This window comes from Hymenobacter terrenus (assembly GCF_000972495.1).
Taxonomy (GTDB): domain Bacteria; phylum Bacteroidota; class Bacteroidia; order Cytophagales; family Hymenobacteraceae; genus Hymenobacter; species Hymenobacter terrenus.
In genome coordinates this window covers 754,938-777,541 of record NZ_LATM01000001.1, presented here as the reverse complement: position 1 = coordinate 777,541, position 22,604 = coordinate 754,938, and the positions used below count along the sequence as shown (strand labels likewise).

Below are 22,604 nucleotides of genomic sequence, written 5' to 3'. Positions count from 1 at the left end.
TGATGCGGGAACCTTACGGACCCCTCCGGGGCGGCCCCTCTCCCAAACGAGAGGAGAGCCTGATGGCCTGAACCGGCAATCAGCCGCTACAAATCCCCCAGCTGCGGCCGTATTAGCAGTTCCTCTACCACGGCGTGGGGCGACATGGAATAGGCTGAAAATACGGCTTCGGCTACATCTTCGGCCTGTACAAATCGCTCGGGAGGCAGCTCTACGCCGGCCCAGCTGGCGGTGAGCGTGGGGCCGGGAAGTACAGCGGTGACGCGTACGCCGCTGGGCTTTAGCTCTTCCCGCAGGTTCTTGGTGAAGCCCAGCAGGGCGTGCTTGGCAATGCCGTAGGAGCCGCCGTTGGGGTAGGCCATGACGCTGGCCGTGGAGCAAATGGTGAAAATATGCCCCCGGCCCCGCGCAATGAAGCCTGGCAGCAGTGGCAGGGTCACATCGTAGGCACTGAGCAGGTTCACGGCCAGCATCTGGCGCAGCTGCGAGCCATCGGCGGGCTCATCTTGCAGGCGGCCGGGGATGAAAGCTCCGGCATTGTTCACCAGCACTTCTACGGGCGGGTCCAGCGCCAGCACGAAGGCCGCGAAACGGGCGCAATCTTCGGTCTGGCTGAGGTCGGCGGGCAGGGTGTGCAGCACCGCGCCGGGAACATTGGCGGTCAAGTCGGTTGAGAGGGCGGCTAAGTCTGCCGCTGAGCGGGCGCAGGTGGCCACGGGGTAGCCGGCCTGCAAAAAGCGCGTCACTACGGCGCGACCGATACCTTTGCTGCCGCCAGTCACGACAATTAAATTTTTGCTCGTTTCCACTACCATTGGTGATTTTACGTAAGGTGACGGGCCAGCCGGTTGTTTGTTTGCCGCAGCGGCCCGGCCCAAAATTCGGTTTTAATTTTTCAATATTTTCTCATGCTTAAAACTCTCGGCTCGTTCGTTCTTTTTTTGCGCGGCATGGTCACGCGCACGGAGCGGTTCAGCGTCCTGTGGACCCGTACGATCGACGAAGCCATTCTCATCGGAGTCGACTCGGTGGTTATCGTTTCCATCGTCTCGGCCTTCATCGGCGCCGTGACCTGCGTGCAGATTGCCTACAACCTCACCAATCCGCTCATCCCGCAGTCTACCATCGGCTACATGGTGCGCGAAATGACTATTCTGGAACTGGCCCCCACCATCACCAGCATCGTGCTCGCGGGCAAGGTAGGCAGCAGCATCGCCGGCGGTTTGGGCACCATGCGCATCACCGAGCAGGTATCGGCGCTGGAAGTGATGGGTATTAACTCAACCTCTTATCTGGTGCTACCGCGAATTCTGGCCGCGCTGCTCATGTTCCCGCTGTTGGTTATTATGGCCATGCTGCTGTCCATTCTGGGCGGCTATCTGGCCGGCACGCTCACCGGCGCTATGACGCAGCAGGATTACGTAGAAGGTATTCGGGAGGATTTTATTCCCTACAACATCGTCTTTGCGCTTATCAAAGCCGTGGTCTTTGCGTTTCTGGTATCGGGGATTTCATCCTTCAAAGGCTATTTCACCACCGGCGGCGCCCTCGAAGTGGGAGCGGCCAGCACCGGTGCCGTTACCAACTCCATCATCGCTATTCTGATAGCCGACTTCGCCCTCGCGGCGCTGCTGCTCTAGCTAAATGGTTGAATGGTCGAATAGCTAAACGGTTAAATTGGTTGATTTCACTAAGAACCCCCAATTTATCCATCTAACAATTCAGCAGTTCAACCTTCCACCAATCGTCAATAATTTATCAATCAAAAAATGATTGAAGTATCAAACATCGAAAAATCCTTCAACGGTAACCCCGTTCTCAAAGGGATTTCGTGTGTGTTCGAGACCGGAAAGTGCAACTTGCTGCTCGGGGGCTCCGGCACGGGTAAAAGCGTGCTTTTGCAGTGCATCGTGGGCCTGATGAAGCCCGATATTGGTTCTATCACCTTCGATGGTACGGTCTACACCAACAACAAGATTGATATCCGGCAGGAAATCCGGCGTAAAATCGGGATGCTGTTCCAGGGTTCGGCCTTATTCGACTCGATGACGGTGGCCCAGAACGTGGAGTTTCCGCTGCAAATGCTCACGCCCGAAATGTCGCCCGCCGAGCGGCGCGACCGGGTCCAGTTCTGCCTCCAGCGCGTGGGGCTCGAAAATGCCGGCAATAAGATGCCCGCTGAGATTTCGGGCGGTATGAAAAAGCGCGTGGGTATTGCCCGCGCCATTGCCCCGCAGTGTACCTACCTGTTTTGCGACGAGCCCAACTCCGGCCTCGACCCCGCCACCAGCATCAAAATCGACGAGCTGATTCACGAAATCACCCACGAATACGGCATCACCACCGTCATTGTAACCCACGATATGAACTCGGTGATTGAAATCGGGGAGCACATTATCTTCCTGCACCAAGGCCGCAAGCTGTGGGATGGCACCAAGGAGGAAATCCTGAACGCGACCGTGCCCGAGCTGCGCGACTTCATCTTCAGCAGTAGCTTGGTGCGGGCCGCCAAGCGCATCGATGAAGAAACCGAGGGCGGCATTGCCGCCTTCGCTGAAGAAGGCGAATCGGGCGGGGGCGGCATCTAATCGCGAATTATTGGTTGCGCATTGCGTGCGGTTGTTATTAAAGCCCGAGTCCCCGCTTCGTAGTTGAAGCGGGGACTTATTGTATTTGGGGCCCGCGCCTTCTGTAGGAATTCGAGAAGCCCCTTTTGCTGTGGCTGATTGCGCTCTGCATGATTCGACAATGAATTTCTAAGCAGCTTCATTGTCAAACACAAATCTTGGGCCTTTCAAAGCTTTCATGCCGTAGGATAAAGAGTGTATGGTATTTTCAGGTTTTGTAAAAATACCATACATAATCACGCAGGAAAGAGTATGGTATTTTTACAAAACCTGAAAATACCATACACATTATTTGGTTCTGTTGCTATGCCACGCCCCACCCCTTTGTAGCCCGCGTGTGGGCCTAGTTCGGCTTGCACCAGGAGGAGTTGGTCCTCTATCTTGGCCTCATTCCGTTGCTGGTGCGGGCGCCCCCCACCGTTTCACTAGCTGGCGATGGAATCCTTCAAATTACAGACCCAGCTTGCGGAGCACTTGAGCGGAAGCCCGGTTTTCGTCCATGAAGTGCGCCTCAATGCGGTTTAGGCACAATTCCTCAAACCCGTAAGCCAATGCCCGTGCTGCCGCTTCACTAGCATACCCGTTCCCCCAATACGCCTTGTCCACTCAGAAGCCGAGTCCAGCGGCCTCAAATTCCGTTTTCAGGAACAGGCTTATACCACCAACCAGCGGGCCGTCTGCGCGCACAATGGCCCACCGCACGGTTTGCTGGGTTTCATACTCTCGTTGATGGGAAGCGAGCCATTCCGCGACGTGGGCCGGGGGGCAGGGGTGCGGGATGCGCAGGGTCGTAGCCGCCACGTCCTTGTCGCTGATTAAATCCAACAGTGCAGGCGCGTCGTCGGCCGTGAAAGGACGCAACCGCAGTCGCGCCGTGCTGAGGGAAGGCCGTGTTGGAGAAGTAGTATTAACAGGGATGGTCATGGAAGGCGAGTTGCGGTCGAAAAGGTAGTAAGTGGTGCGGATTTGCCAATGCACCAGCTGCCATTCCGCACATTCGTTACCCGGTCTTTGCAAAGCAACTCGCCGGTAGGCGTATCGAGGTGAGCCAAGCGCTTCGCGCTGCTCAGCAGGACAAGACTATCTTTCTCATAACGGCTCTCTATACTGCTGCTCGGATTATTAATTACTAGGCAGCAGGAGCTTCAAATGGGCTAAGTGGTGCTGCCCATGCCAGGCATACATCGCCAGGGCTTGGTCGAGGGTGAAGTCGCGCTGCATGCCGGGGTGGTAGAAGGTGCGCTGCCATTGCGCTTCGCTGAGGTGGTGCAGCAGCGTAACCCAGCGCGAATGGAGCGACTCCAACAGCGTCAGTGACACGGTGACGGGTGTGGCGGCCACGTCGGGAAGCTCGGCCCAGCCTTTTTCGTTGTAGGGGCGGATGGTGGGGTGGTCCTCCGTAAGCGCGAGGCGGTAGCGGAAGTAGCTATTCAGGTGCGAGTCGGCCACGTGGTGAATGACTTGGCGGCCTGTCCAGCCGCCGGGGCGGTAGGGGAGTTGCAAGCCTTCGCCGCCCACGGCCTGCGCTACCGCGGTGAGCTGGGCGGGCAGGTCCGCAATTTGCTGAATAAGCGCCGTGCGCTGGGCGGTGGAGAGGGGGCCGTCGGGCAGTTGGGCGTGGCCGATGGGGTACTGGAGATGTGCGTCGGAGGTATTCATGGCCGCAAAGAAAGCAAAAACGCTGCCCCCGGGATTGAGGGCAGCGTCGCATGTAGTCTAACCAAGCGGAAGCACAAGGTGCAGCCTGCAAATGAACCGTAATTCAACCGCAGGCAATTGGGCCAGTGGGGAGTGGCAAACTATTTAGCGGCTACCAGTTTAGTATCGAGGTCGGTTTTGAGGTTGGTGAGCCCCTCGTGCTTGAGGACAACTTGGCCCTGACGATAAAGAATCAAGTAGGGGAAAGAGGTGACTGTTTTGAGGGAGCTGATGAGCGCGGCGTTTTCTTCGAGTTCCAGCTCTACTATTTTAAGCGCGGTGCCGTGTTCTTTGCGCAGCGTTTCAAGAATGGGCTTGACCTTTTTGCAGGCGCCGCAGTATTTAGAGCCAACGTCCACCAGCACCAGGTCATTCTGGGCCAGAATGGCTTGGTACTGGGCGGATGTCAGTTCTCTCTGAGCAGTGGTGAAGAGGGGCTGGCCACTGCCGGTCCAGGCCCCAATGCCGCCGTCGAGAACGTACACTTCGGCAAAGCCCCGCTTCCGTAAGTCGGCCGCCAGGGCCACACTGCGGCCGTTGCCAATCGAATACACAAACACTGGCTTGGTTGGATTCAGCGCCGGCAGCCGCGCGGCGTAGTCGGGGCTGGTCAGGTTGAAGTTGACGGCCGCCGGCACATGGTTAAGCGCAAATTCTTCCGGACTGCGAGCGTCAATTAGCTGTGGCTTGGGCTGCGCCTGAAGCTGGGCAGCAAACTGCGCCACGGCTATTGCCCCTTGAGGTTTAGCGGGCGTCTGCGCTGGGGCAGCCACGGCCGCCACCAGCGAAAGGCCGAAGCCCAGGATGAGGGATTTTATGTTCATAGGAGATTGAGCTAAGTGAAATGGAGGTGATTGAAAGGCAAAATGTCGTGCTGTTTCCTGCTGTGGGGGTACCGCGCAAGCCAGGATGATTCTCGGTGTTTTTCGGGTTAACTGGATGGCCGCGTAAGGAATGCGGGCCGGCTGTGCGAGGCACCTAGGCTGGCCCATCCAGAGCGGTAACTTATTCCCCGCCACCCTTCTGGGGCTCTTTCGACGGAGCTTCTTTCGGCTGCGCTTCCTTGGGCGGCTGCTGGGCCCGTAGACGGTTGCCTTTCAGTACATCATCCCAGGTGATGTAGGGGTAGATATTGTACTGCTTCGACTGCTTTTCGAACAGGGCTTTTAGCTCCGCCAGCTTTTGTGGGTACTTCTTGGCCAGGTCGAAACGCTCGTTGAAATCCTCATTCAAATTATACAGCTGCCAGTCGTTGTGAGCTGGATCGGCAACGCTAATCGTGCTGACAAAAGAAGTACCGTTGTTGGCGCCCGTTGCCGGCTTGAAGGGCAGGGCCGCCTTCCAGCCATCCTGGTAAATCGAGCGCGAGCCATAGATGTAGTAGTACTGCGTCCGGTGCCGCGACGGCGCTTTGGCATTGGCAAACGAATAGACCAGCGACGTGCCGTGCAGACTGTCTTGCTTGATGCCGCGGATGAATTCGGGTGCTTTGATACCCGTAAACTCCAGCGTAGTGGGCAGCAGGTCGGTCACGTAGCCGTACTGCGGGCGGAGGCCCCGGTCCTTAATGCCTTTCGGGTAGAAGACAATCAGCGGATTGCGGGTGCCGCCTTCCGAGTGCGCGTCCTGCTTCCAGTACTTGAAGGGCGTGTTGGTGGCCTGGGCCCAGCCCAGCGGGTAGTTGCCGTTGGTGGCTTCGGGCGTGCCGATTTTGGCAATTTCGGCCAAGTTAGTCTTGAGCTTTTCCGCCTCCGGCAGGGGCGTGGCAGCTACCGACGGCCGGGCAATGACGCCATTGAAGTCGCCTTCTTTGCTGGCCCCATTGTCGCCGAGTACCACCAGAATCAGCGTGTTATCCAGTTGGTTAATCTTCTTCAGGTAGTTTACTACCCGGCCCACCTCGTGGTCCGTGTAAGTCAGGTAGCCAGCGTACACTTCCATGAACCGGGCATAGAGTTTTTTCTCTTCCTCGGGCAGGCTGTTCCAAGCCTTGATGTTGGGGTTGCGGGCGGGCAGCACGGCGTTGGTCGGGATAATGCCCTGTTGCTTCTGCCGCTTAAATACTACTTCCCGGAACGCGTCCCAGCCCCCATCAAACTTACCCTTGTACTGGTCGCTCCACTCCTTGGCCACCTGGTGGGGCGCGTGGGTGGCGCCGGGTGCATAGTACAGGAAAAACGGCTTGTCTGGGGCCGCCTTTTTCTGCCGCTCGATGAAGCTGATGGCTTTGTCGGTAATCTGGTCGGTCAGGTGGCGGCCGTCGGGCTTCACGTGGGCGTTATCCTCCACCAAATCGGGTTTGTATTGGTCGGTTTGCGAGCCCAGAAACCCGAAGAAATGGTCGAAGCCCTTTCCCAGCGGCCAGCGGTCAAACGGCCCGGCATCGGTGGCGTCCTGGTCGGGCGTCAGGCCATATTTACCCACCGCGAAGGTGTTGTAGCCGGCCTCACGCAGGATTTCGGCCACGGTGCCCTTGTCCGACGGTATTCGCCCGTCCCAACCCGGAAATCCAAACGATGCCCAAGTGTGCGAAAAGCCGCCCTCGTGCACCGCGTGCTGGTTGCGCCCCGTGAGCAGGGCCGCCCGCGTGGGGGCGCAAATGGCTGCCGTATGGAAGTTGTTATAACGCAGCCCATTGGTAGCCAGGCTGTCAAAAGTAGGAGTTCGGATGACGCCCCCGAACGTGCTGGTAGCTCCGAAGCCCACGTCGTCGAGCAGCACCCACACCACGTTTGGGGCCCCCACCGGCGCCTTGATGGGGTCGGTCCAGACGGGTTTAGAGTCGGCCGAACTCGTGCCCACCACGCCGGTGAAGGGCTGCTGCTGCTGCGTGATGTTTTGCCCGTGGGCCTGGGCGTAGATGAAGCCGCCCAGAAGGGCCAGCGCGAAGTTTTTGGTTCTGGTCATGATTAGTTGATAAAAGATGCCCGGCGCGCTCGCGCCGCTGGCAATGGCCGTCGTAAGGTGGCGGGCGCGTTACCAGCCCGGGTTCTGGGTTAGTTGCGGGTTGCTATTGAGCTCCGTTTGGGGAATAGGGTAGAGCCGGTGAAATTCTTTCGCGTTCGTTTTGCCCACGGCTTGCAGGTTGCGCACGAACGTGCTGGTCCCGCCACCATCCTTCTGCCGAATCAGGTCGAACCAGCGCTGATACTCAAACACCAGCTCCAGGCGGCGGTCCAGGTACAGGGAATCCCGGAACTGTTCCTTCGAGAGGCTGGGCGTGAGGTTGGGCAGCCCCGCGCGGTTGCGCACGCGGTTGAGCGAGCGGTAGGCCTTGGCGGTGGGGCCGTTGACTTCGTTTTCTGCCTCAGCATGAATCAGCAGCAGCTCCGCGTAGCGTAGAATGGCCACGTTGGCGGCCGACTCGCCCGGCACGGCCAGTGAGTTGGGGTCCCAGGCTTTGTTGAAAAACGGCGTCGAGTCGTTCGCCACGGCCGGGTTCACAATCGGCAGTCCGTACTTCCGCCCGTTCGCCGGGCTCACATACTTCGTCACAAACGTCGCCTTCTTCCGCTTGTCAATGGCCCGGTACAGCTTGTAGACCGAGAAAAACCGGTCGCTGCCCTTCGTGTAAAAGCGCACCTGGTCGGTGTAGAGGCCCGTCAGGCCCGGAATTCCGGTGTAAATGGAACGGGGATTTTGGAAATTGCCCTGGCCCAACGAGTTCGACTTAAACTGCGCCGAGAAGATGTGTTCCCGGCCGTTTTTGGTGGCGGGCAGAAACGCATCGGCGTAGTTCGGAAACAGGTCGTAGCTGTAGGTGCCGGTGCCACCATCGGCCGGCGACAGTGCTTCTTCCGCCTTCTGCACGGCTTTTTGGTAGTTTTCGGTGAGGTTGAGCGGCAGCGAGGCTTCGGCGAGGTACACCTTCGCTAGCAGAGCCTTGGCCGCGCCCTCCGTGGCCCGACCCGCGTCGGGGGCGTTGTAAGCGGCCGGCAACTGGGTGGCCGCTTCAGTCAGATCCTGCTCAATCTGGGCGTACACGGCCCGGGCCGATGACCGTGGCACGGCGTAGTCGGTAGTCTGCACGAAGGCTTGGTTGCTGGTAATCAATGGCACATCGCCCCAGAGCCGCACCAGATTGAAATAGTACAGGGCCCGCAGAAACTTGGCCTCGGCCAGCAGCCGGCTTTTCAAGGCCGCGTCGAACTCGATGGCCGGTATCTTCTCTAGGGCCACGTTGGTCTTCTTGATGGCCGCGTAATGCTGCTGCCACAGTTCAAACACGCGTTGGTTAGATGAGGAATGGGCCAGCACGGCCAGCGAGCGCACATCGGCATTGGTGGCGCCGGGGCCAGGGTCTTCATCATCCCCGGCGAAGTTCATACCTGTGTTAAACAGCGTGTTGTACGGTGTTTGGATGGTGGTGCCGCCAGCGTTCAGCAGGAAGTACGCGGCGTTGACGGCCGTTATCGCATCGGCCTGCGTCTTGTAGTACTGCTCTTCGCTGATGAAGGACTTCGGGCGCTCGTCCAGAAACGTCTGGCAGGCCGTTGTCGCGAAGGTTCCCAGTAGCAGAATGCGCGTTAGATTTTTCATACAGAGTATGTTGTAAATGGGGTTAGAGCGATAGTGCCAGCCCACCCAGGAAGGTTTTGCTGTTCGGGTACACGCCCAAATCCACGCCCTTATTGATCAGCGACTGTCCGTTGAGGCTCACTTCGGGGTCGAAACCGGTATAATTGGTCCACGTCACCAGGTTTTGGGCCGACACGTAAAACCGCAGGCTTTTGCCGTGCAGGTAAGTCAGCAGCTCTTTCGGGAGCGTGTAGCCCAGGGTCAGGTTCTTGAGCCGCAGGTACGAGGCATTCTCAATGAAGCGGTCGGAAATGGTGGCGGCCGGGTCCTGGAAGGCGGCTTTCACGTCGGTAGTAGTGTTGGTGGGAGTCCAGCGCTTGGTCAGGCTGGCCGCGCCGTTGGTGTAGCCCGTGGCCAGCTCCAGGTTGGCCCGGTTAGCGTTGTAAATCTTGCCACCCTGCGTGCCTTGGAAGAAAACTGTTAAATCGAAACCTTTGTAGCTGAAGACGTTGGTTAGGCCGTAAGAAAAATCAGGCTGGTTGGCAATGACGATGCGGTCAGCCTGCGTGATGATGCCGTCGCCATTGACGTCTTTATACTTCTGTCCACCGGGCTTTTTATTCGCTTGCGGCGTCAGCGCATTGTCCCCGTTCTGAATGAGACCGTCGGTCTGATAGGCAATGAACGAGCCCAGCGGATAGCCTACTTTAGCGATGGAGGGCAGCGAGTTATCGGGAATAATCTGGGGCACGCCGTCGCCCAGACTCAGCACCTCGTTCACGTTTTTCGAGTAAATCAGGATGGTATTCCACTTGAAGGCCCCCGTCAGGTTGTGCGAGTTAATGGACAGCTCAAGGCCTTTATTCGACACGGAACCAATGTTTTGATAAATTGCGGACCCCTGCCCATTATCGAACGTGGCCAGGCCCGAAGTCCCCGGCACGGTGCGGTTCAGGAGCAGGTCGGTGGTTTTCTTGTAGTAGAAGTCCGCCACTAGGTCCACGCGGTTATTGAGCAGGCCCACGTCCACTCCGGCATCAGCCTGGAAGGTTTTTTCCCAGCCCAGGCCGGGGTTCGCCACCGTAACCGGCGAGTAGCCCGATACCGTGGCCCCCGAGAAATTGTAGCGGAAGTAGCCCAACTGCGACAGCGACTGGTAGGTCGGAATGTTCTGGTTGCCCGTCAGGCCGGCGCTGGCCCGCACTTTGAGCGTGCTAATGGGAGACTGCTGCGGAAAGAACGACTCGTTATTGACGTTCCAGCCAATGGCCGCCGACGGGAAATAACCCCACTTGTTGCCCTCTCCGAAGCGCGACGAGCCGTCGGCCCGCAGCGTCAGCGTCAGCAAGTACCGGTCGGCGTAAGCGTAATTGACCCGGCCCAGGTACGATGCCAGGGCCCACTTGTTATTGAACGAGCTGGGTGTACGGTTGGTGATGCCCGTGCCCAAGTTGTTGTAAGACAGGGCATCATTGGCAAAACCAGCGGCTTCCGCTACCGCTCCTTCGGTATTCGACTGCTGCGCCGTGAAGCCCACCAGCACGTTGAGCTTACTGAGGGCGCTGAGCTGGCGGTCGTAGCTCAGGGTGTTTTCGTTCAGCCAGTTCGTCGTGAATACCGAGCCTACCAGCGCGTCGCCCCCCAGGGCCTGGCCCTCGGCAGTCGAGCTAGGCAGGTAGCGGTTCTGCTTGTTGTCGAGGATGTCGGCCCCAAACAGCACCTTCGCCCGCAGCCCCTCCGCAATGAGAATCTCCCCCGCCACATTCCCCAGGATACGGTTGGTACGGGTCTGGTTCAGTTGATTATACAGCGAGTTGATGGGGTTTTGCAAGTTCGATTCGAACGGACTGTTGACGACAAAGGAGCCATCGTTCCGGTAAATCGGCAGCGAGGGCGGGGTCAGCAGCAGGGCGCCCACCACGGCGGCCGGCGCCACATTGGCCACGGTGTGGCTAGCCGACAGGCTGGTGGTGAGGCGCAGGCGCGGGTTGTAGTCGTGGTCGAGGTTGACGCGGGCCGAATAGCGGGTGAAATCGGTGTTGCGCAGCACCCCGTCCTGCTTGAAGTAGTTGCCCGAAATTGCCAGTCGGGTTTTGTCCGAGCCCGATAAGATGGACAAGTTGTGGTTCTGCGTCGGCGCGTCGCGGAAAGCCGCGCCCTGCCAGTCGGTGCCGACGCCCGTAATGTCGAGCGTATAGCCTTGCACCGTAGGCAGCGACGCCGTTTTGCCCGAGTTGGCGGCGGCGTCCTGCCGCAGTGCCCACCACTCCGCCGCATTCAGCACCGGGATGGTCCGAATCACCCGCTGCACGCCGTAGTAGCCTTCATAGTTAACCGAAGACTTGCCTTTAGCGCCGCTCTTGGTCGTCACAATAATCACCCCATTCGCCCCCCGCGAGCCGTAAATGGCCGTGGCCGAAGCGTCTTTCAATACCTCAATATTCTCAATGTCTGACGTGTTGATGGACGACAGCGGGTTGATTTTCGAGCCGTTCGTGACGCCCGCGTCGTTCAGCGAATAATCGTTGTTGATGGGAAACCCGTCAATCACATACAGTGGGTCGCTGCCGGCCGTCACAGAGTTATTGCCCCGAATCTGCACGCTCACGCCCCCGCCGGGCTGGCCCGAAGTCTGTGTCACAACTGCCCCGGCCACTGCACCCTGCAACAGGCGCTCAACCGAGGCTACCGGCTGAGCTTTTAGCTCGGTAGGGATGGACGAAATGGCTCCCGTGATGTCGCTGCGGCGCTGGGTGCCGTAGCCCACCACCACCACGTCATTCAGTTGGCTGGCATCGGCTCGCAGCGGAATCTCGACTGAAGCGGAAGTGACTGTCACTTCCTGGGTGCGGTAGCCTACGTAGCTTACTATCAGTGTAAAAGGCAGCACTTGGCCAGTTTTCAGCTCGAAATGACCTTGTGGATCGGTGCCGCTGCCGTTGGTTGTGCCCTTGATTTGCACTGTCGCCCCAATCAGGGGCTCGTGTGTGGCGGCGTCCACCACCAGCCCCTGCACATTGGCGTTGATGGTGGGCGCGTTCTGAGCATAAAGCCCAGGAGCATGTAGCCCCAGCCAGAGGAAGGGCAACAGCGTAGAAAGTTTTTTCATTACCTTGTGAGTGGTTAGCGAAACAGAAATAAGGTGCCAGGCAGGTCGTAGAACGACCGCCAGAAAGTCAGTTTGCCGCTGAGCCTTAGAATTTTCTGACCAACCAACCCCGTTGCCGCGGGGTTGGCTTTTTTCAGATAGCTGATTGCTTAGCCCGTCCTGTTGCCGCAGGACCAGCCTTTATCAGTGAACAGCTGTCGGGTGATTTCAGGAGTGTTTCATAGCGTGAAGGAGTCAGGTGAGGGTTGAAAAAATGAACCGGTAGCCGCCGGCTCTGAGAACTATAAAGCCGATTTCACGCAGCGAAAACCCAGGTTGTTGCTGGCGCTAAGGGTTTCTCCCTTGCCCCGGCTGCCGGCCTTGTAGCGGTCGCAGTACTGGTCGCTGCACAGAAACGAGCCGCCGCGCTGCACGTGCTTCACGGTACCGGGCTCGTCGGGGTCGTAGCTGTCGGCCGGGCCCTTGGGATTTAAGGCAGCACTTTTGGTGTAATAATCAGGTCGGTACAAATCGCTGCACCATTCCCAGACATTGCCCTCCAAATCGTACAAGCCGTAGGCATTCGCCGGAAAGTGCTTCACTGGCGCCACCGTCCGGAACCCATCGGCTACGGTGTTGCGATTCGGAAAGTCGCCCTGGAAAATGTTGGCTGCCCACTGCCCCTTACGTTTTAACTCGGGGCCCCAATAGTAGGGGGTAGCAGTGGCCCGCCCGCCCCGGGCCGCAAATTCCCACTCCGCTTCAGTGGGCAGGCGCTTGCCCGCCCAGCGTGCGTAAGCTGCCGCGTCTTCGTAGCATACTTGCACCACCGGCTCCTGGTCTTTGCCCACGATGCTGCTCGTCGGGCCCAGCGGGTGCCGCCAGCTCGCGCCCGGCGCATATCGCCACCAGCGTAGCGGGTTGTCCAATCCCACTGCCTGGGTTGGGGGCGTGAACACTGCCGCGCCTGGTACCAACTGCTCAGTGGGCACGCCAGGGTAGTCGGCGGGGTTCAGAGGCCGCTCCGCCACCGTGACGTAGCCAGTAGCCCGCACGAAGGCTGCAAACTGGGCATTCGTAACCTCGTGCACATCCATCCAAAAGCTGCCAACCGTGACCGTATGCACAGGTTGCGCATCAGTAAAAGCTGCCGACCCCATCGCGAAGCGGCCCCCTGGCAGTCGTACCATATCCGCCGGGTGCGCGGCCGCCTCTGATTGGGCCTCGATTGCTGGCCCGGTGGCAGCCACGGCCACCCCGCGCGTCGGCATCCGGCACGTGGTAGTGCCGCAATACGAAGTGGTGGCAGGCTGAGCGGTGGCGGCAATGGCCGGTGCCTGGCTGTGAGCGGTGGTCTTGCTAAGGAGCAAGGCTGCTAGTCCGGCGGCGGCGAGTGGCCCACCCAAGGTCAGAAGTTTCACGGTTTATTTACGCTACGTTGGCCGTGGATAGCTGTGGCACCTGCTGCGGCAGCACTTCACCCACTTCGGGGCCATCGGCGGCCAGTTCACTGCCCTCTTTCTTGGACTTGAACAACGGCCATAAAAACTGGGCGTACCATTCTTCCTCTTTATAGAATTTGATGCCGTAGCCCGCCGGATACTGCCGGGTGATGAGCCCAGTGCCGAAGATGACGTCCCACAAGAAAAACATGTTGCCAAAGTTGCCTTTGTAGTGGCCCACACCGTCGTCGTTGCTGTCGGCGTGGTGGGCGTGGTGGGTAGCAGGAGTTGAAATTAGCCGTTCCAGTACCCAGGCCACGGGGTGCAACACAGGGTAGCGGTAAAAAGGCTTGTCCCAGGCAATGCTGCTGTGGGCCGCCAGCGTAATCAAACTTTTAATGGCCGTCACGAACAGCGCCGGGTAACCCAGCCCAAGGTATATAAGAGTAGAAGTCAGGTAAATCTGCGAGAAAAAAATAGTGTAGATGAAGTTCTGCCGGCCAGCCATGGCCATGCCCATATAGGGTGCCGAGTGGTGCGTGCGGTGAAAGCGCCACAAAAAGGGCAGCTGGTGGTGCAAGCGGTGGTACCAGTACTGCGTGAGGTCATCGGCGACGGCAATCAGAAAAAAGCCAATCCAAAAAGGTACCCAGCCAAATGCATTCGCCAAGTTGGGCAGCAGGGCCGGCAGCAGCTGCAGGCTGAAGTAGCCAACCACGGGCGGCAGCAGGAGCTTGGGCGCAACAAAGCACACGATATCTATTTTGCGCTCCGTCGCCGTCCATTTGTTGTCGTAGAGCCCGGCCGCGAATTCAATGATACCCAGCCCGACGGCGATGGCCAAAAAGCCCCACTGCTTGAGATTTTCAAAAGCAGGCTTCAGAAAGGCCAGAAAGCTTGGTGCCGATTGGTGAATATAGTCGCGGGCCGGCTGTTCCCAAGGTCGCTCGCCCGTTGTCTTAACCCAAATCAGGAGCGCTAGCAGAGGCAGCGCGTACAACCCCAGGCTAATCAGCCCGTCGCGACCTAGCCGTCGCAGTGAAAGTTCAGATGTTTTCATGAGTCAGTTGCTCAAAAAGTGTTGAATGAGAAAAATACCGCCGCTTAGAATAGAAAGCGGAACGAGGAAAACGACGACGCTCACCCCAATTTTCTGGGTCAGAATCTTAATATCCCTTACAGCCATGATGTGATGTGTTAACGGAAATGAAATATCCAGTCCTGAAATTTTGATCTGTCGCACAAGCAGCCCCGCAGCGCGAAACGCTGGCGGTAAGCCCAACGGCGCACCTTTTCCGGAAAAGGCAAAAACTAGCCAGAAGCAGCCCGCTGCGCAAAACTGCGAGGACGCATAAGTAGCCGCTCGACCCGTGTGGGTTGGAGCATGCTTATTCCCTGACTGATAAGTAGAAAAGGGCCAGAAACTGGCCTAAGCCGCCAGCGGCGGCGCAGCTGTTATCAACAACAGCAGCAGCTTTGGCAAACAGCAAAGCAGGCAGCGGCAACTACCTGAACCACAGCGAAACGCCCGTGCTTCAAAAACGACCAAAAAGAGAAGTGGTACTGGCTCATGGTACTTAAACTTATCTTTCCCAAATCAATACTGAGTTGGGCAGGAAGTAGCACCTTTCCGGGATGGGTGGTTGCCAGCGGGTTATAGAGCCTGTTCTCTCGCCGCTTCTGTATAAATTTTTGAGGTCTGCTACCTCATACTCACCTTGATGTAAGCAGGTGATGCGACAAAAATAATAGAATCTGTTTAACCCACAAATTTTCAAGTAGAAAAAATCGGATGATTAACAATATAGCATAAATAATCGGGACTAACTGTTTAATAATTAGCCCTTGATTGAACCATCTAATCGCAAACAGGGCGCAGTTGACAAAAAGCATCTTTTGCTTTTTGTCAACTGCGCCCTGTTATTTCAATCGCAAAAGTTAACAATCTACCCGTTGCGCTTATTAAGCTCGTCGCGGATTTTGGCGGCTTTCTCGTAGTCTTCTTTTTCGAGGGCCTGGGCCAGCATTTTAGTAAGCTCATCCAGCGATACCTGGCCGCTGGGGTCGCGCGGCTCGGGCTGAGCGCGCGAGGGGCGGGGGGCGTCGCTATCGGTATCCTCATCGTCGTCATCTTCCTCATCGTCGGCGTCGCCCTCGGCTTCGTCGAGGTCCGAAAGGATGATGCCGGCTTCGCTGAGCACGCTTTCAACCGTGAAAATGGGCACCCCGAAGCGCAGGCCGATGGCAATAGCATCGGAGGGGCGGGCGTCGATATCGAACGTGGTAGCTCCGTCGGAGCACACGATGCGTGAGTAGAACACGCCTTCCTTCAAATCGGAAATCACTACTTCCAGAATCACCACGTGCACGTGCTCAGCAAATGATTTGAACAGGTCGTGCGTGAGCGGGCGGTTGGGACTGATTTTTTCTATTTGAATGGCAATGCTTTGCGCTTCGAACATGCCAATAATAATGGGCAAGCGGCGATTGCCGCCCTTCTCGCCCAAGATGAGCGCAAAGGAGCCAGACTGCGACTGGCTGGACGAAAGGCCCAGGATTTCAAGCTGGATTTTTTTCAAGGTACTGAGGAGCTGGATGTCTTGGGGGACTTTGGAGGGAAAGGCAATGGCCTCAGCCGAAGCCAATAGAATGGATGTACGTGCAAATAAAGAAAAGTCCGCGTATCTGCCGTAAAAACCTTCCTCGAATTGCTGGAATGCCAAAAAAAGATTGGGGACCCAAGCGGTGACCTTCTCGCGAAAATCGACAGCTTAAGCCCCCAAATGCTTGAATGATAGGTTAACTCAGCTCTTTCACGGCCGCCGTCAGTTTGGGCAGCACATCGAATACGTCGCCCACAATGCCGTAGTCCGCCGCTTTGAAGAAAGGTGCCTCGGGGTCTTTGTTGATGACCACAATCACCTTGCTGCTGTTCACGCCGGCCAAGTGCTGGATTGCTCCCGAAATACCGCAGGCAATGTACAGGTTTGGTGATACCGTGATGCCGGTTTGGCCCACGTGCTCGTGGTGAGGGCGCCAGTCAACATCCGAAACCGGCTTGGAGCAGGCCGTGGCCGCGCCCAAGGCTTTGGCTAGGTCTTCAATCAGGTTCCAGTTTTCAGGACCTTTCATGCCCCGGCCGCCCGATACCACTTTGTCGGCTTCGGGCAACAGCACGCCACCGGCCTGGTCCTGCATTACCACTTGGGTGGGCGCATCGGCAAAATCCGCGTCGCTCAGTTGGGCGGTGAAGCTTGCCACTTCGGCCGTTTTGCCAGCCTCATGCTTGGCTTCAATCGAGTTTTTCTTTACGGCGATAATTTTGCGGTCGCTGCCGAGCACCACGTCCGAAAACGCCTTGCCGGAGAACGCCCCACGGCGCACTACAAACTGACCACCATCGGTTTTGGGCAGCTCGACCACGTTGGTTGCCAGGCTGGCCTTGAGCCGCACCGACAAGCGTGAGCCTACTGCAGCGCCAATATTGGAATTAGCCAGAACAATGATTTTGGCCTGTTCCTGCTCGGACGCTGTGGCAATAAGCTTGGTGTAGGCATTATTGACAAATTCTTTCAGCCGGGGCTCGGCGTCGTACAGCACCTTTGTGATGCCCTGCTCACCCAGCTTGGCCAAGTTGGCCTCAGTGGCTTCGCCCACGGCAATGGCGGTGGCAGTGGTGCCCAGCTGGGCCGCTACTTGGGCCCCGTAAGAGGCTACTTCCAGCGAGGATTTTTTTACCTCGCCATCGGCACATTCAACTACAACTAATACGGACATTTTGAGAGAATTATGAATTACGAGTTAGAAATTAAGAATTGCTGACCACTAATTAAGAATTGACAGCCGAGTCTTGTAAGACCTTGGCGAAGCAATTCATGATTCATGATTTTTAATTCATAATTCAACTAAATGACTTTGGCCTCGTTGCGCAGCAGCTTAATCAGGTCGCCGGCGCTTTCAGCGGGAATGAGTTTCACGCCCTGCTTTTTGGGCGGCAATGCAAACTCGGCTACCGTGGTGCGGGCGGGCTCGCCCACGGGTGGAACCACTTTCAGAGGTTTGGTGCGGGCCGTCATGATGCCGCGCATGTTGGGGATGCGGGGCTCGCACATGGGCTGCTGGCACGAGGCGACGAAGGGCGTATTCACCGTCACAATCTCTTTGCCGCCTTCGATTTCGCGCTCCAGCGTGGCGGTGTTGCCGCTCAGGTCCAGCTTCATGGCCGGGGCCACCGTAGGAATACCGAGCAGCTCGCCCACCATGCCGTGCACCTGAAAGCCGTTATAGTCAATGCTTTCCTTGCCCATCAGAATCACGTCGTAGGCGCCTTCCTTGGCAATGGCCGCGATTTGCTCGGCTACGAAGTAAGCATCCTGCGGCGCGGCATTCACGCGGATGGCATCGTCGGCGCCAATGGCCAGAGCCTTGCGGATGTTAGGCTCGGTATCGGCTTCGCCCACATTGAGGACGGTGACAGTGCCGTTACCGGCAGCTTCCTTTAGCTCAATGGCACGGGTGAGGGCGTATTCATCCCAGGGATTAATCACGAACTGAACCCCCGTCTTGTTAAACTCCTTATTATCGGGCGTGAAGGTGATTTTGGTCGTCGTGTCGGGCACGTTACTGATGCAAACGAGAAATTTCATGCAAGCGGGCTGAAACCAGGGAAATGAGATGTCACGCGGAAAAACCGCAATTTTGGCGCAAAGATAACCTGAAACCGCCCCCGAATGAACACGCCGTCCACCCGCTTGCAGCAACTATTGGCCTTCTACGAAGATGACCCAACTGATGCCTTCACTATTTACGCCTTAGCTACGGAATACCGGGCGCAGGAGCCAGAAAAGGCTTGGGAGTTTTACCAGAAGCTGCTGACCGAACACCCTGACTACGTTGGTACTTATTACCACGCCGGCAAGCTGCTAGAGCAATTTAATAAGAAGGACCAAGCAGAAAAAGTTTACCGCGACGGCCTGAAAGTTGCCCGCGCCGCCGGTCAACAGCACGCCGCTAGCGAGCTGTTGCAAGCCCTGAACCAGTGCCTAGGACTGGATTATGAGGATGATTAACAAGCGACATCTGCCCTAACTGCGGCAGGCAATCCGCCCCGGAAGTTATCATCTTGAAAGCACTGCGCCCTAGCGCGGTGTTGGGGTTGCTGGTAGCGTGCTGGCAGGAAGATGCGCGGACTAACAGGCCGCGCTCCTGCTTGGCCGGAACTCACCCCGATACCGCGCTAGGGCGCGGTGCTTGCGCCTAGCTGAGCATATTAATTGGGCTTACGTGTACACTGGTCCAGCAAAATGGTGCGTTTGCCGGAAACTACGGTACTATCATTATTATAAGCTCGATATTTCACAGATGCAGGTTCTAGAAATAATTGGCTGCGACGCGTCATTACGTTTATATTATATCTACTACTATGATAAGTTTACTCGATACTATCAGGAATACTTTTTCTCCTAAGTTAACCGGTCACATAGCCGCCCGTTTGGGAGAATGCGAAAAAGGAGTTAGTAACGCGCTGAGTGGTATTATTCCGATGGTCTTAGGCAGCCTCATCAATAAGGCAACCTCGGGCGGGGCCCAAACCGTCTATGAGCTAAGCCAATGCGCGCACCGGGCCACTAATGCGAGCGTATGCCCGGTCACGCGCATTCTGGGGGTGCTGGGCAGCGGGACCGCTACTGGGAGCGCCTTAAAGCGCGGTGAGCACTTGCTGCTGACCCTTTTTGGCCCGGCCAAGTCTACGGTAGCGGGAGCAGTGGGCGACTACGCCAGCATCAAGGCAGACTCAGCGGCGGCACTGTTGAGCATGGTGGGTGCGGTATTGCCGGAGGTGCTGGGCCAGCATGCGGCTACGCATAGCTTAGAGGCCAACGGTGTGGCAGCGGAACTGCTCGGTCTGAAAGGGCCCGTCCAGACCATGCTCCCGTGCTGCCTCCGAAGCCTGTTACAGCAGGATGCTTGTAACCGGAATGCCGCCGAGCAAGTAACACCGACCGTGCCCCCAACAATAACCCCCGGCATTAATCCGGTTTTGCAATGGTGGCGGAGCCTGGGGTATTAGTAGGATTTGAATTGCTGGTAGGGGCTGTATGGGTCTTTTTGCCTCATTTGCACAACGATGCTGCTGTGTGACTTTATGCAGACCCCTGACATTATGGACGTTTCTTCTCTTGCCAAATAGCTCTTGACTTTAGGGAGGGCCGAATGGGACTCCCCTCGACAGCGCTACCGACCCAGCCGCGCCCGTACCGTAGCCCACAGCGCAACGGCTTCTGGCGCGGCATGGGTGAGCAGCACTCCGGCCCCATAGAGCACCGTAAGCACGCCGCCGCGCAGCAGCAGTGTTAGCCAGAGGTTGCCAGTTTCGGGCAGGGCCCATGCAGCTAAACCAGCCACGGCCGCTACCATGAGGATGCGCGCAATGCGTCCATCGAAGGGCTGCAGCTTGTAACTGTGCCACACAAACCAGGTACGCACGATGTTGATACTAACCAGGGCAATGCAGTAGGAAAGCGCGGCTCCAGTCAGACCCTGCCGCGGAATCAGCAGCCAGTTGAGAACTACCACCGCTGAGGCCAAGATAATGTTGAACAGCAGGTCGAACCGGTAGCGCGGCGAGGTCACGACGATGGTCGCGTTCACGCCCGTGATACCATCGACGAGCCGGGCAGCCAGCAGCAAAAGCACGGCCGTGCTTCCCACCGCGTATTCGGGCCGGTGAATGAGACCAAAGACGAAGTCTAAGTTCAGGCCAATGCCCAGGGCTAGGTAGCAGCCTAGTAGCGTATTCACGCGCGTTACGCGCTGGTAAAACAGGCCCATTTTCGCCATGTCATTCTCCTTCCAGTACTCCGCAATAAGCGAAAAGGCGGTTTTGTTGAGGGCTCGAAAGGGGAGAGTGAGGGCCGTGCTTATGTTAGTGACGATGAGATAAATTCCGGCCGCCGCCAAGCTAAGCTTAGCTCCAACCATAATGTTATCGATGTTGAGCAGCACCGTGCCCGAGATGTTGCCCAGCAGCGCGAAGCCCCCGAAAGCTAGCATTTCACCCAGTGGCTTGACGCGTAGCGCCGCCCGCGTAGGCCGCAGGTGCAACTCGCCAATAGCCGCCAAGTAGCCTGCCAGCAGCAGCGCCACCACCGCGTAGGCCCCTGCGTAGGCCAGCACAAACCCCGCGAAGCTGATATAGTGCGCGCTATGCGCCACGGCGGCGGCTACGATGAGCAGGCGCAGTAAAATCTCCTGGCAGAACGAAGAGAACGACGTATGAAACAGAGACTTGAGGTAAGCATCTTGCAACACCCCCAGCATGATGGCGCCGGCCAGTCCGATGGCTACGCCGTAGTGCTGCGAGAGCAAATCCGCGTCTTCCTGCCTATACCAGCGCAGTACGAAGGGCTGCCCCAGGCTCATTGCCCCCGCCACCAGTACGAAGCCTAATAGCGGCAGCCCCAGCAGCAGCGGCAGGAATCCGGCGTGGTTGCGCCCCTGGTTGCGGAAATACGGAAAATAGCGCAGGCCCGCGCTGGCAAATCCAAAGGCGCTCAGCTGCCCTCCAATCGTGGCAAACGACACTAGCAAGCCTGTCAGACCAATTTGCCCTGGTGTGAGCAGCCGCGGCAGCACCAGAATAGTGTTTGCAAAGCCGATACCGAGGCCGATATAAGAAATCAGGGTGTTGCGAATGCCCTGGCGCTGAACGATGCCCAAAAGTGAGACGGGGGAGGAAGTGAGGGTGCGAATGAAATGAGGGAAATGATAAGTATTATTTCACTCATTCGCTCCCTCAGGCATTCACGAGTTGGCAAAGTTCGGCTACAATCTGGCTTCCCGTGCGGAAAGCGGCGCCCCGCTGCTGCAAATAGTCCATCAGCTCGGCAAATTGATGCGGGCCGTTTATCGTGTTGACAGGGTCGAAGTTTTCGTTGTGCCACAGCACCGTGGCTACGCCGCCGAACCGCTCAATCTCCGCGAGCATAGGGCGAAGCGCGGGCAATATATCCTTGGGCATCAGCTGCAAGTAATTGGGATGATGCAGGGTAGCGTCCATCACGTTCAGCGGGATTTCCAGGAAGGAATGTGCGCGGCCGCTCGTAAAATCGAACGGGAAAAACGGCAGGCAATACGAGTTGCGAAAGCCAAAATGCTCGGCGAACCCGAGGGTAGAATCGTAGGCGACACCAGCCGCCGCCACCACGCTGGGCGTACGCCGCGGCTCCCAGCAGAGGTAATGGAAGCGGTTGCCCAGGACGCTGGCTGGCTCGAAGCGGCGAATCTCTTCTTGGAGCTTCTCCACATTATCAGCGGTGCCGTAGCTACCGTGGCTGGCAATTTCGGCGCCTTGAGCCGCCAAGCGTCCCAGTCGTGCCCGAAACTGTGCCGTGTCCGGGGCGTAGTCGGCGTTGGGGGTGCCGTTGAGCGCGGGGTGGTTATTGCCGAGAATAAAAAACGTCGAGGGCGCCCCGAACTGGGCAGTTGCCTGCTGCACCTGCTCCAGGTTGTTCCAAGGAGCAGGTCCACCAATGGCCTTGCCCGCCAGAAGTTTGGCGAGGCCACCGAGCCGGCCGCGTCGTAGCAGGTAGCGCGCCGCCGTACCCCAGCCGCCGTGCAGGTTGTCGATGTCGTGGGTGATGAAGCCAACAAACGGCGCGGTTCCGTTCCAGCGGCGGGGCCGCAGGGGCTGGCTGGTGACGTGCTCGATGGCGGTTTTCAGCACCTCAAAATAGTAGTTTACTATGGGTAGCGTTACGAACTGATATTGCTGCTGCACGCTGACAGCGTAGGGGAAGCGGCCGTGCCGGTCGCGCGTGTCGGAGAAATACTCCTGCCAGCCGCTGAGTAGGTAGAAGGCCGCCGCGACAACATCCACGTTGATACGGGCGGTGCGCGGCGTCAAGGTCAGTAACTCTTGTTCCGGGGAGTTATCGAAGAAGAATGGCAGGCGCTGGCCCTGCCACTCGCGCCAGTTCGGGGCGGCAGGGTAGGGGGTCGCATCGGCAAAGAAGCGGCCGGCTCCTTCGGCCACGGTCACTGTCGCCGCGGGGCCGTAGCCAATTTCTACCGGCGGTACCTGCTCGTACGCCAGCCGAAAATGTTGTAGCACATACGCCAGCCGCACAGCGGGCGTGACTGCGATAGTAGCCGGAGAAGGCAGTAGCTCAGCGGAAAAAGAGGCAGCCATGGCCGCGAAGATATGCTCCAGGTCTTTGGTTTACTACCTGC

Annotated in this window: 17 protein-coding genes, 1 pseudogene and 1 riboswitch; of the genes and pseudogenes, 4 read left to right on the top strand and 14 right to left on the bottom strand. The window is 57.8% G+C overall.

Annotation, left to right across the window (positions count from 1 at the left end):
• Positions 1-86 precede the first annotated feature (86 nt).
• A complete protein-coding gene (locus WX88_RS03325; RefSeq protein WP_046242797.1) occupies positions 87-815 on the bottom strand; it encodes an SDR family oxidoreductase in 729 nt (242 codons plus the stop codon).
• A 93-nt stretch (positions 816-908) separates the two neighbouring features.
• Between WX88_RS03325 and WX88_RS03320 the strand changes: the two genes are divergently transcribed.
• Both WX88_RS03320 and WX88_RS03315 read left to right on the top strand, forming a co-directional pair.
• Positions 909-1,640, top strand: coding sequence for an MlaE family ABC transporter permease (locus tag WX88_RS03320; RefSeq protein ID WP_046243125.1), 732 nt, complete (start codon positions 909-911; stop codon positions 1,638-1,640).
• Positions 1,641-1,769: 129 nt separating this feature from the next.
• Positions 1,770-2,588, top strand: coding sequence for an ABC transporter ATP-binding protein (locus WX88_RS03315; protein WP_046242796.1), 819 nt, complete (start codon positions 1,770-1,772; stop codon positions 2,586-2,588).
• Between the two features lie 489 nt (positions 2,589-3,077).
• Here WX88_RS03315 and WX88_RS27150 read toward each other — a convergent pair.
• The 11 genes and pseudogenes from WX88_RS27150 to WX88_RS03260 form a co-directional block, all read right to left on the bottom strand.
• Positions 3,078-3,551 (bottom strand): annotated as a pseudogene (locus tag WX88_RS27150) (GNAT family N-acetyltransferase).
• A gap of 198 nt (positions 3,552-3,749) precedes the next feature.
• Positions 3,750-4,286 (bottom strand): YfiT family bacillithiol transferase, encoded by a 537-nt coding sequence (locus WX88_RS03305; RefSeq protein WP_046242795.1) that lies wholly within the window; start codon positions 4,284-4,286, stop codon positions 3,750-3,752.
• A 140-nt stretch (positions 4,287-4,426) separates the two neighbouring features.
• Positions 4,427-5,149: a rhodanese-like domain-containing protein gene (locus WX88_RS03300; RefSeq protein WP_046242794.1), complete on the bottom strand. Its 723-nt coding sequence runs from the start codon at positions 5,147-5,149 to the stop codon at positions 4,427-4,429.
• A gap of 181 nt (positions 5,150-5,330) precedes the next feature.
• The gene (locus tag WX88_RS03295; protein WP_082115816.1) at positions 5,331-7,232 is read right to left on the bottom strand and encodes an arylsulfatase; all 1,902 of its coding nucleotides are present in this window, start codon (positions 7,230-7,232) and stop codon (positions 5,331-5,333) included.
• 69 nt (positions 7,233-7,301) lie between these two features.
• Entirely contained in the window at positions 7,302-8,864 is a 1,563-nt protein-coding gene (locus WX88_RS03290; protein ID WP_046242793.1) for a RagB/SusD family nutrient uptake outer membrane protein, read from the bottom strand.
• 22 nt (positions 8,865-8,886) lie between these two features.
• Positions 8,887-11,952 (bottom strand): SusC/RagA family TonB-linked outer membrane protein, encoded by a 3,066-nt coding sequence (locus tag WX88_RS03285; protein ID WP_046242792.1) that lies wholly within the window; start codon positions 11,950-11,952, stop codon positions 8,887-8,889.
• A gap of 281 nt (positions 11,953-12,233) precedes the next feature.
• A complete protein-coding gene (locus WX88_RS03280) occupies positions 12,234-13,352 on the bottom strand; it encodes a formylglycine-generating enzyme family protein (protein ID WP_231590617.1) in 1,119 nt (372 codons plus the stop codon).
• A 7-nt stretch (positions 13,353-13,359) separates the two neighbouring features.
• Complete coding sequence (locus WX88_RS03275; RefSeq protein ID WP_046242791.1) at positions 13,360-14,433, bottom strand: sterol desaturase family protein; 1,074 nt, start codon at positions 14,431-14,433, stop codon at positions 13,360-13,362.
• 520 nt (positions 14,434-14,953) lie between these two features.
• A riboswitch (SAM riboswitch) is annotated at positions 14,954-15,064 on the bottom strand.
• A 255-nt stretch (positions 15,065-15,319) separates the two neighbouring features.
• Positions 15,320-15,952, bottom strand: a complete 633-nt coding sequence (locus tag WX88_RS03270; RefSeq protein WP_046243122.1) for a bifunctional nuclease family protein — start codon at positions 15,950-15,952, stop codon at positions 15,320-15,322.
• A gap of 220 nt (positions 15,953-16,172) precedes the next feature.
• Positions 16,173-17,150, bottom strand: coding sequence for an electron transfer flavoprotein subunit alpha/FixB family protein (locus tag WX88_RS03265; protein WP_046242790.1), 978 nt, complete (start codon positions 17,148-17,150; stop codon positions 16,173-16,175).
• Between the two features lie 128 nt (positions 17,151-17,278).
• Positions 17,279-18,019, bottom strand: coding sequence for an electron transfer flavoprotein subunit beta/FixA family protein (locus WX88_RS03260; RefSeq protein ID WP_046242789.1), 741 nt, complete (start codon positions 18,017-18,019; stop codon positions 17,279-17,281).
• Positions 18,020-18,103: 84 nt separating this feature from the next.
• Between WX88_RS03260 and WX88_RS03255 the strand changes: the two genes are divergently transcribed.
• Positions 18,104-18,442 (top strand): hypothetical protein, encoded by a 339-nt coding sequence (locus WX88_RS03255; protein WP_046242788.1) that lies wholly within the window; start codon positions 18,104-18,106, stop codon positions 18,440-18,442.
• Between the two features lie 353 nt (positions 18,443-18,795).
• Positions 18,796-19,443, top strand: a complete 648-nt coding sequence (locus WX88_RS03250) for a DUF937 domain-containing protein (protein WP_072052926.1) — start codon at positions 18,796-18,798, stop codon at positions 19,441-19,443.
• 164 nt (positions 19,444-19,607) lie between these two features.
• Here the strand turns inward: WX88_RS03250 and WX88_RS03245 are convergent, their stop codons facing one another.
• Both WX88_RS03245 and WX88_RS03240 read right to left on the bottom strand, forming a co-directional pair.
• Complete coding sequence (locus tag WX88_RS03245; RefSeq protein ID WP_052732281.1) at positions 19,608-21,092, bottom strand: oligosaccharide flippase family protein; 1,485 nt, start codon at positions 21,090-21,092, stop codon at positions 19,608-19,610.
• Between the two features lie 76 nt (positions 21,093-21,168).
• Positions 21,169-22,563: a DUF7033 domain-containing protein gene (locus WX88_RS03240; RefSeq protein WP_046242786.1), complete on the bottom strand. Its 1,395-nt coding sequence runs from the start codon at positions 22,561-22,563 to the stop codon at positions 21,169-21,171.
• Between the last annotated feature and the right edge of the window lie 41 nt (positions 22,564-22,604).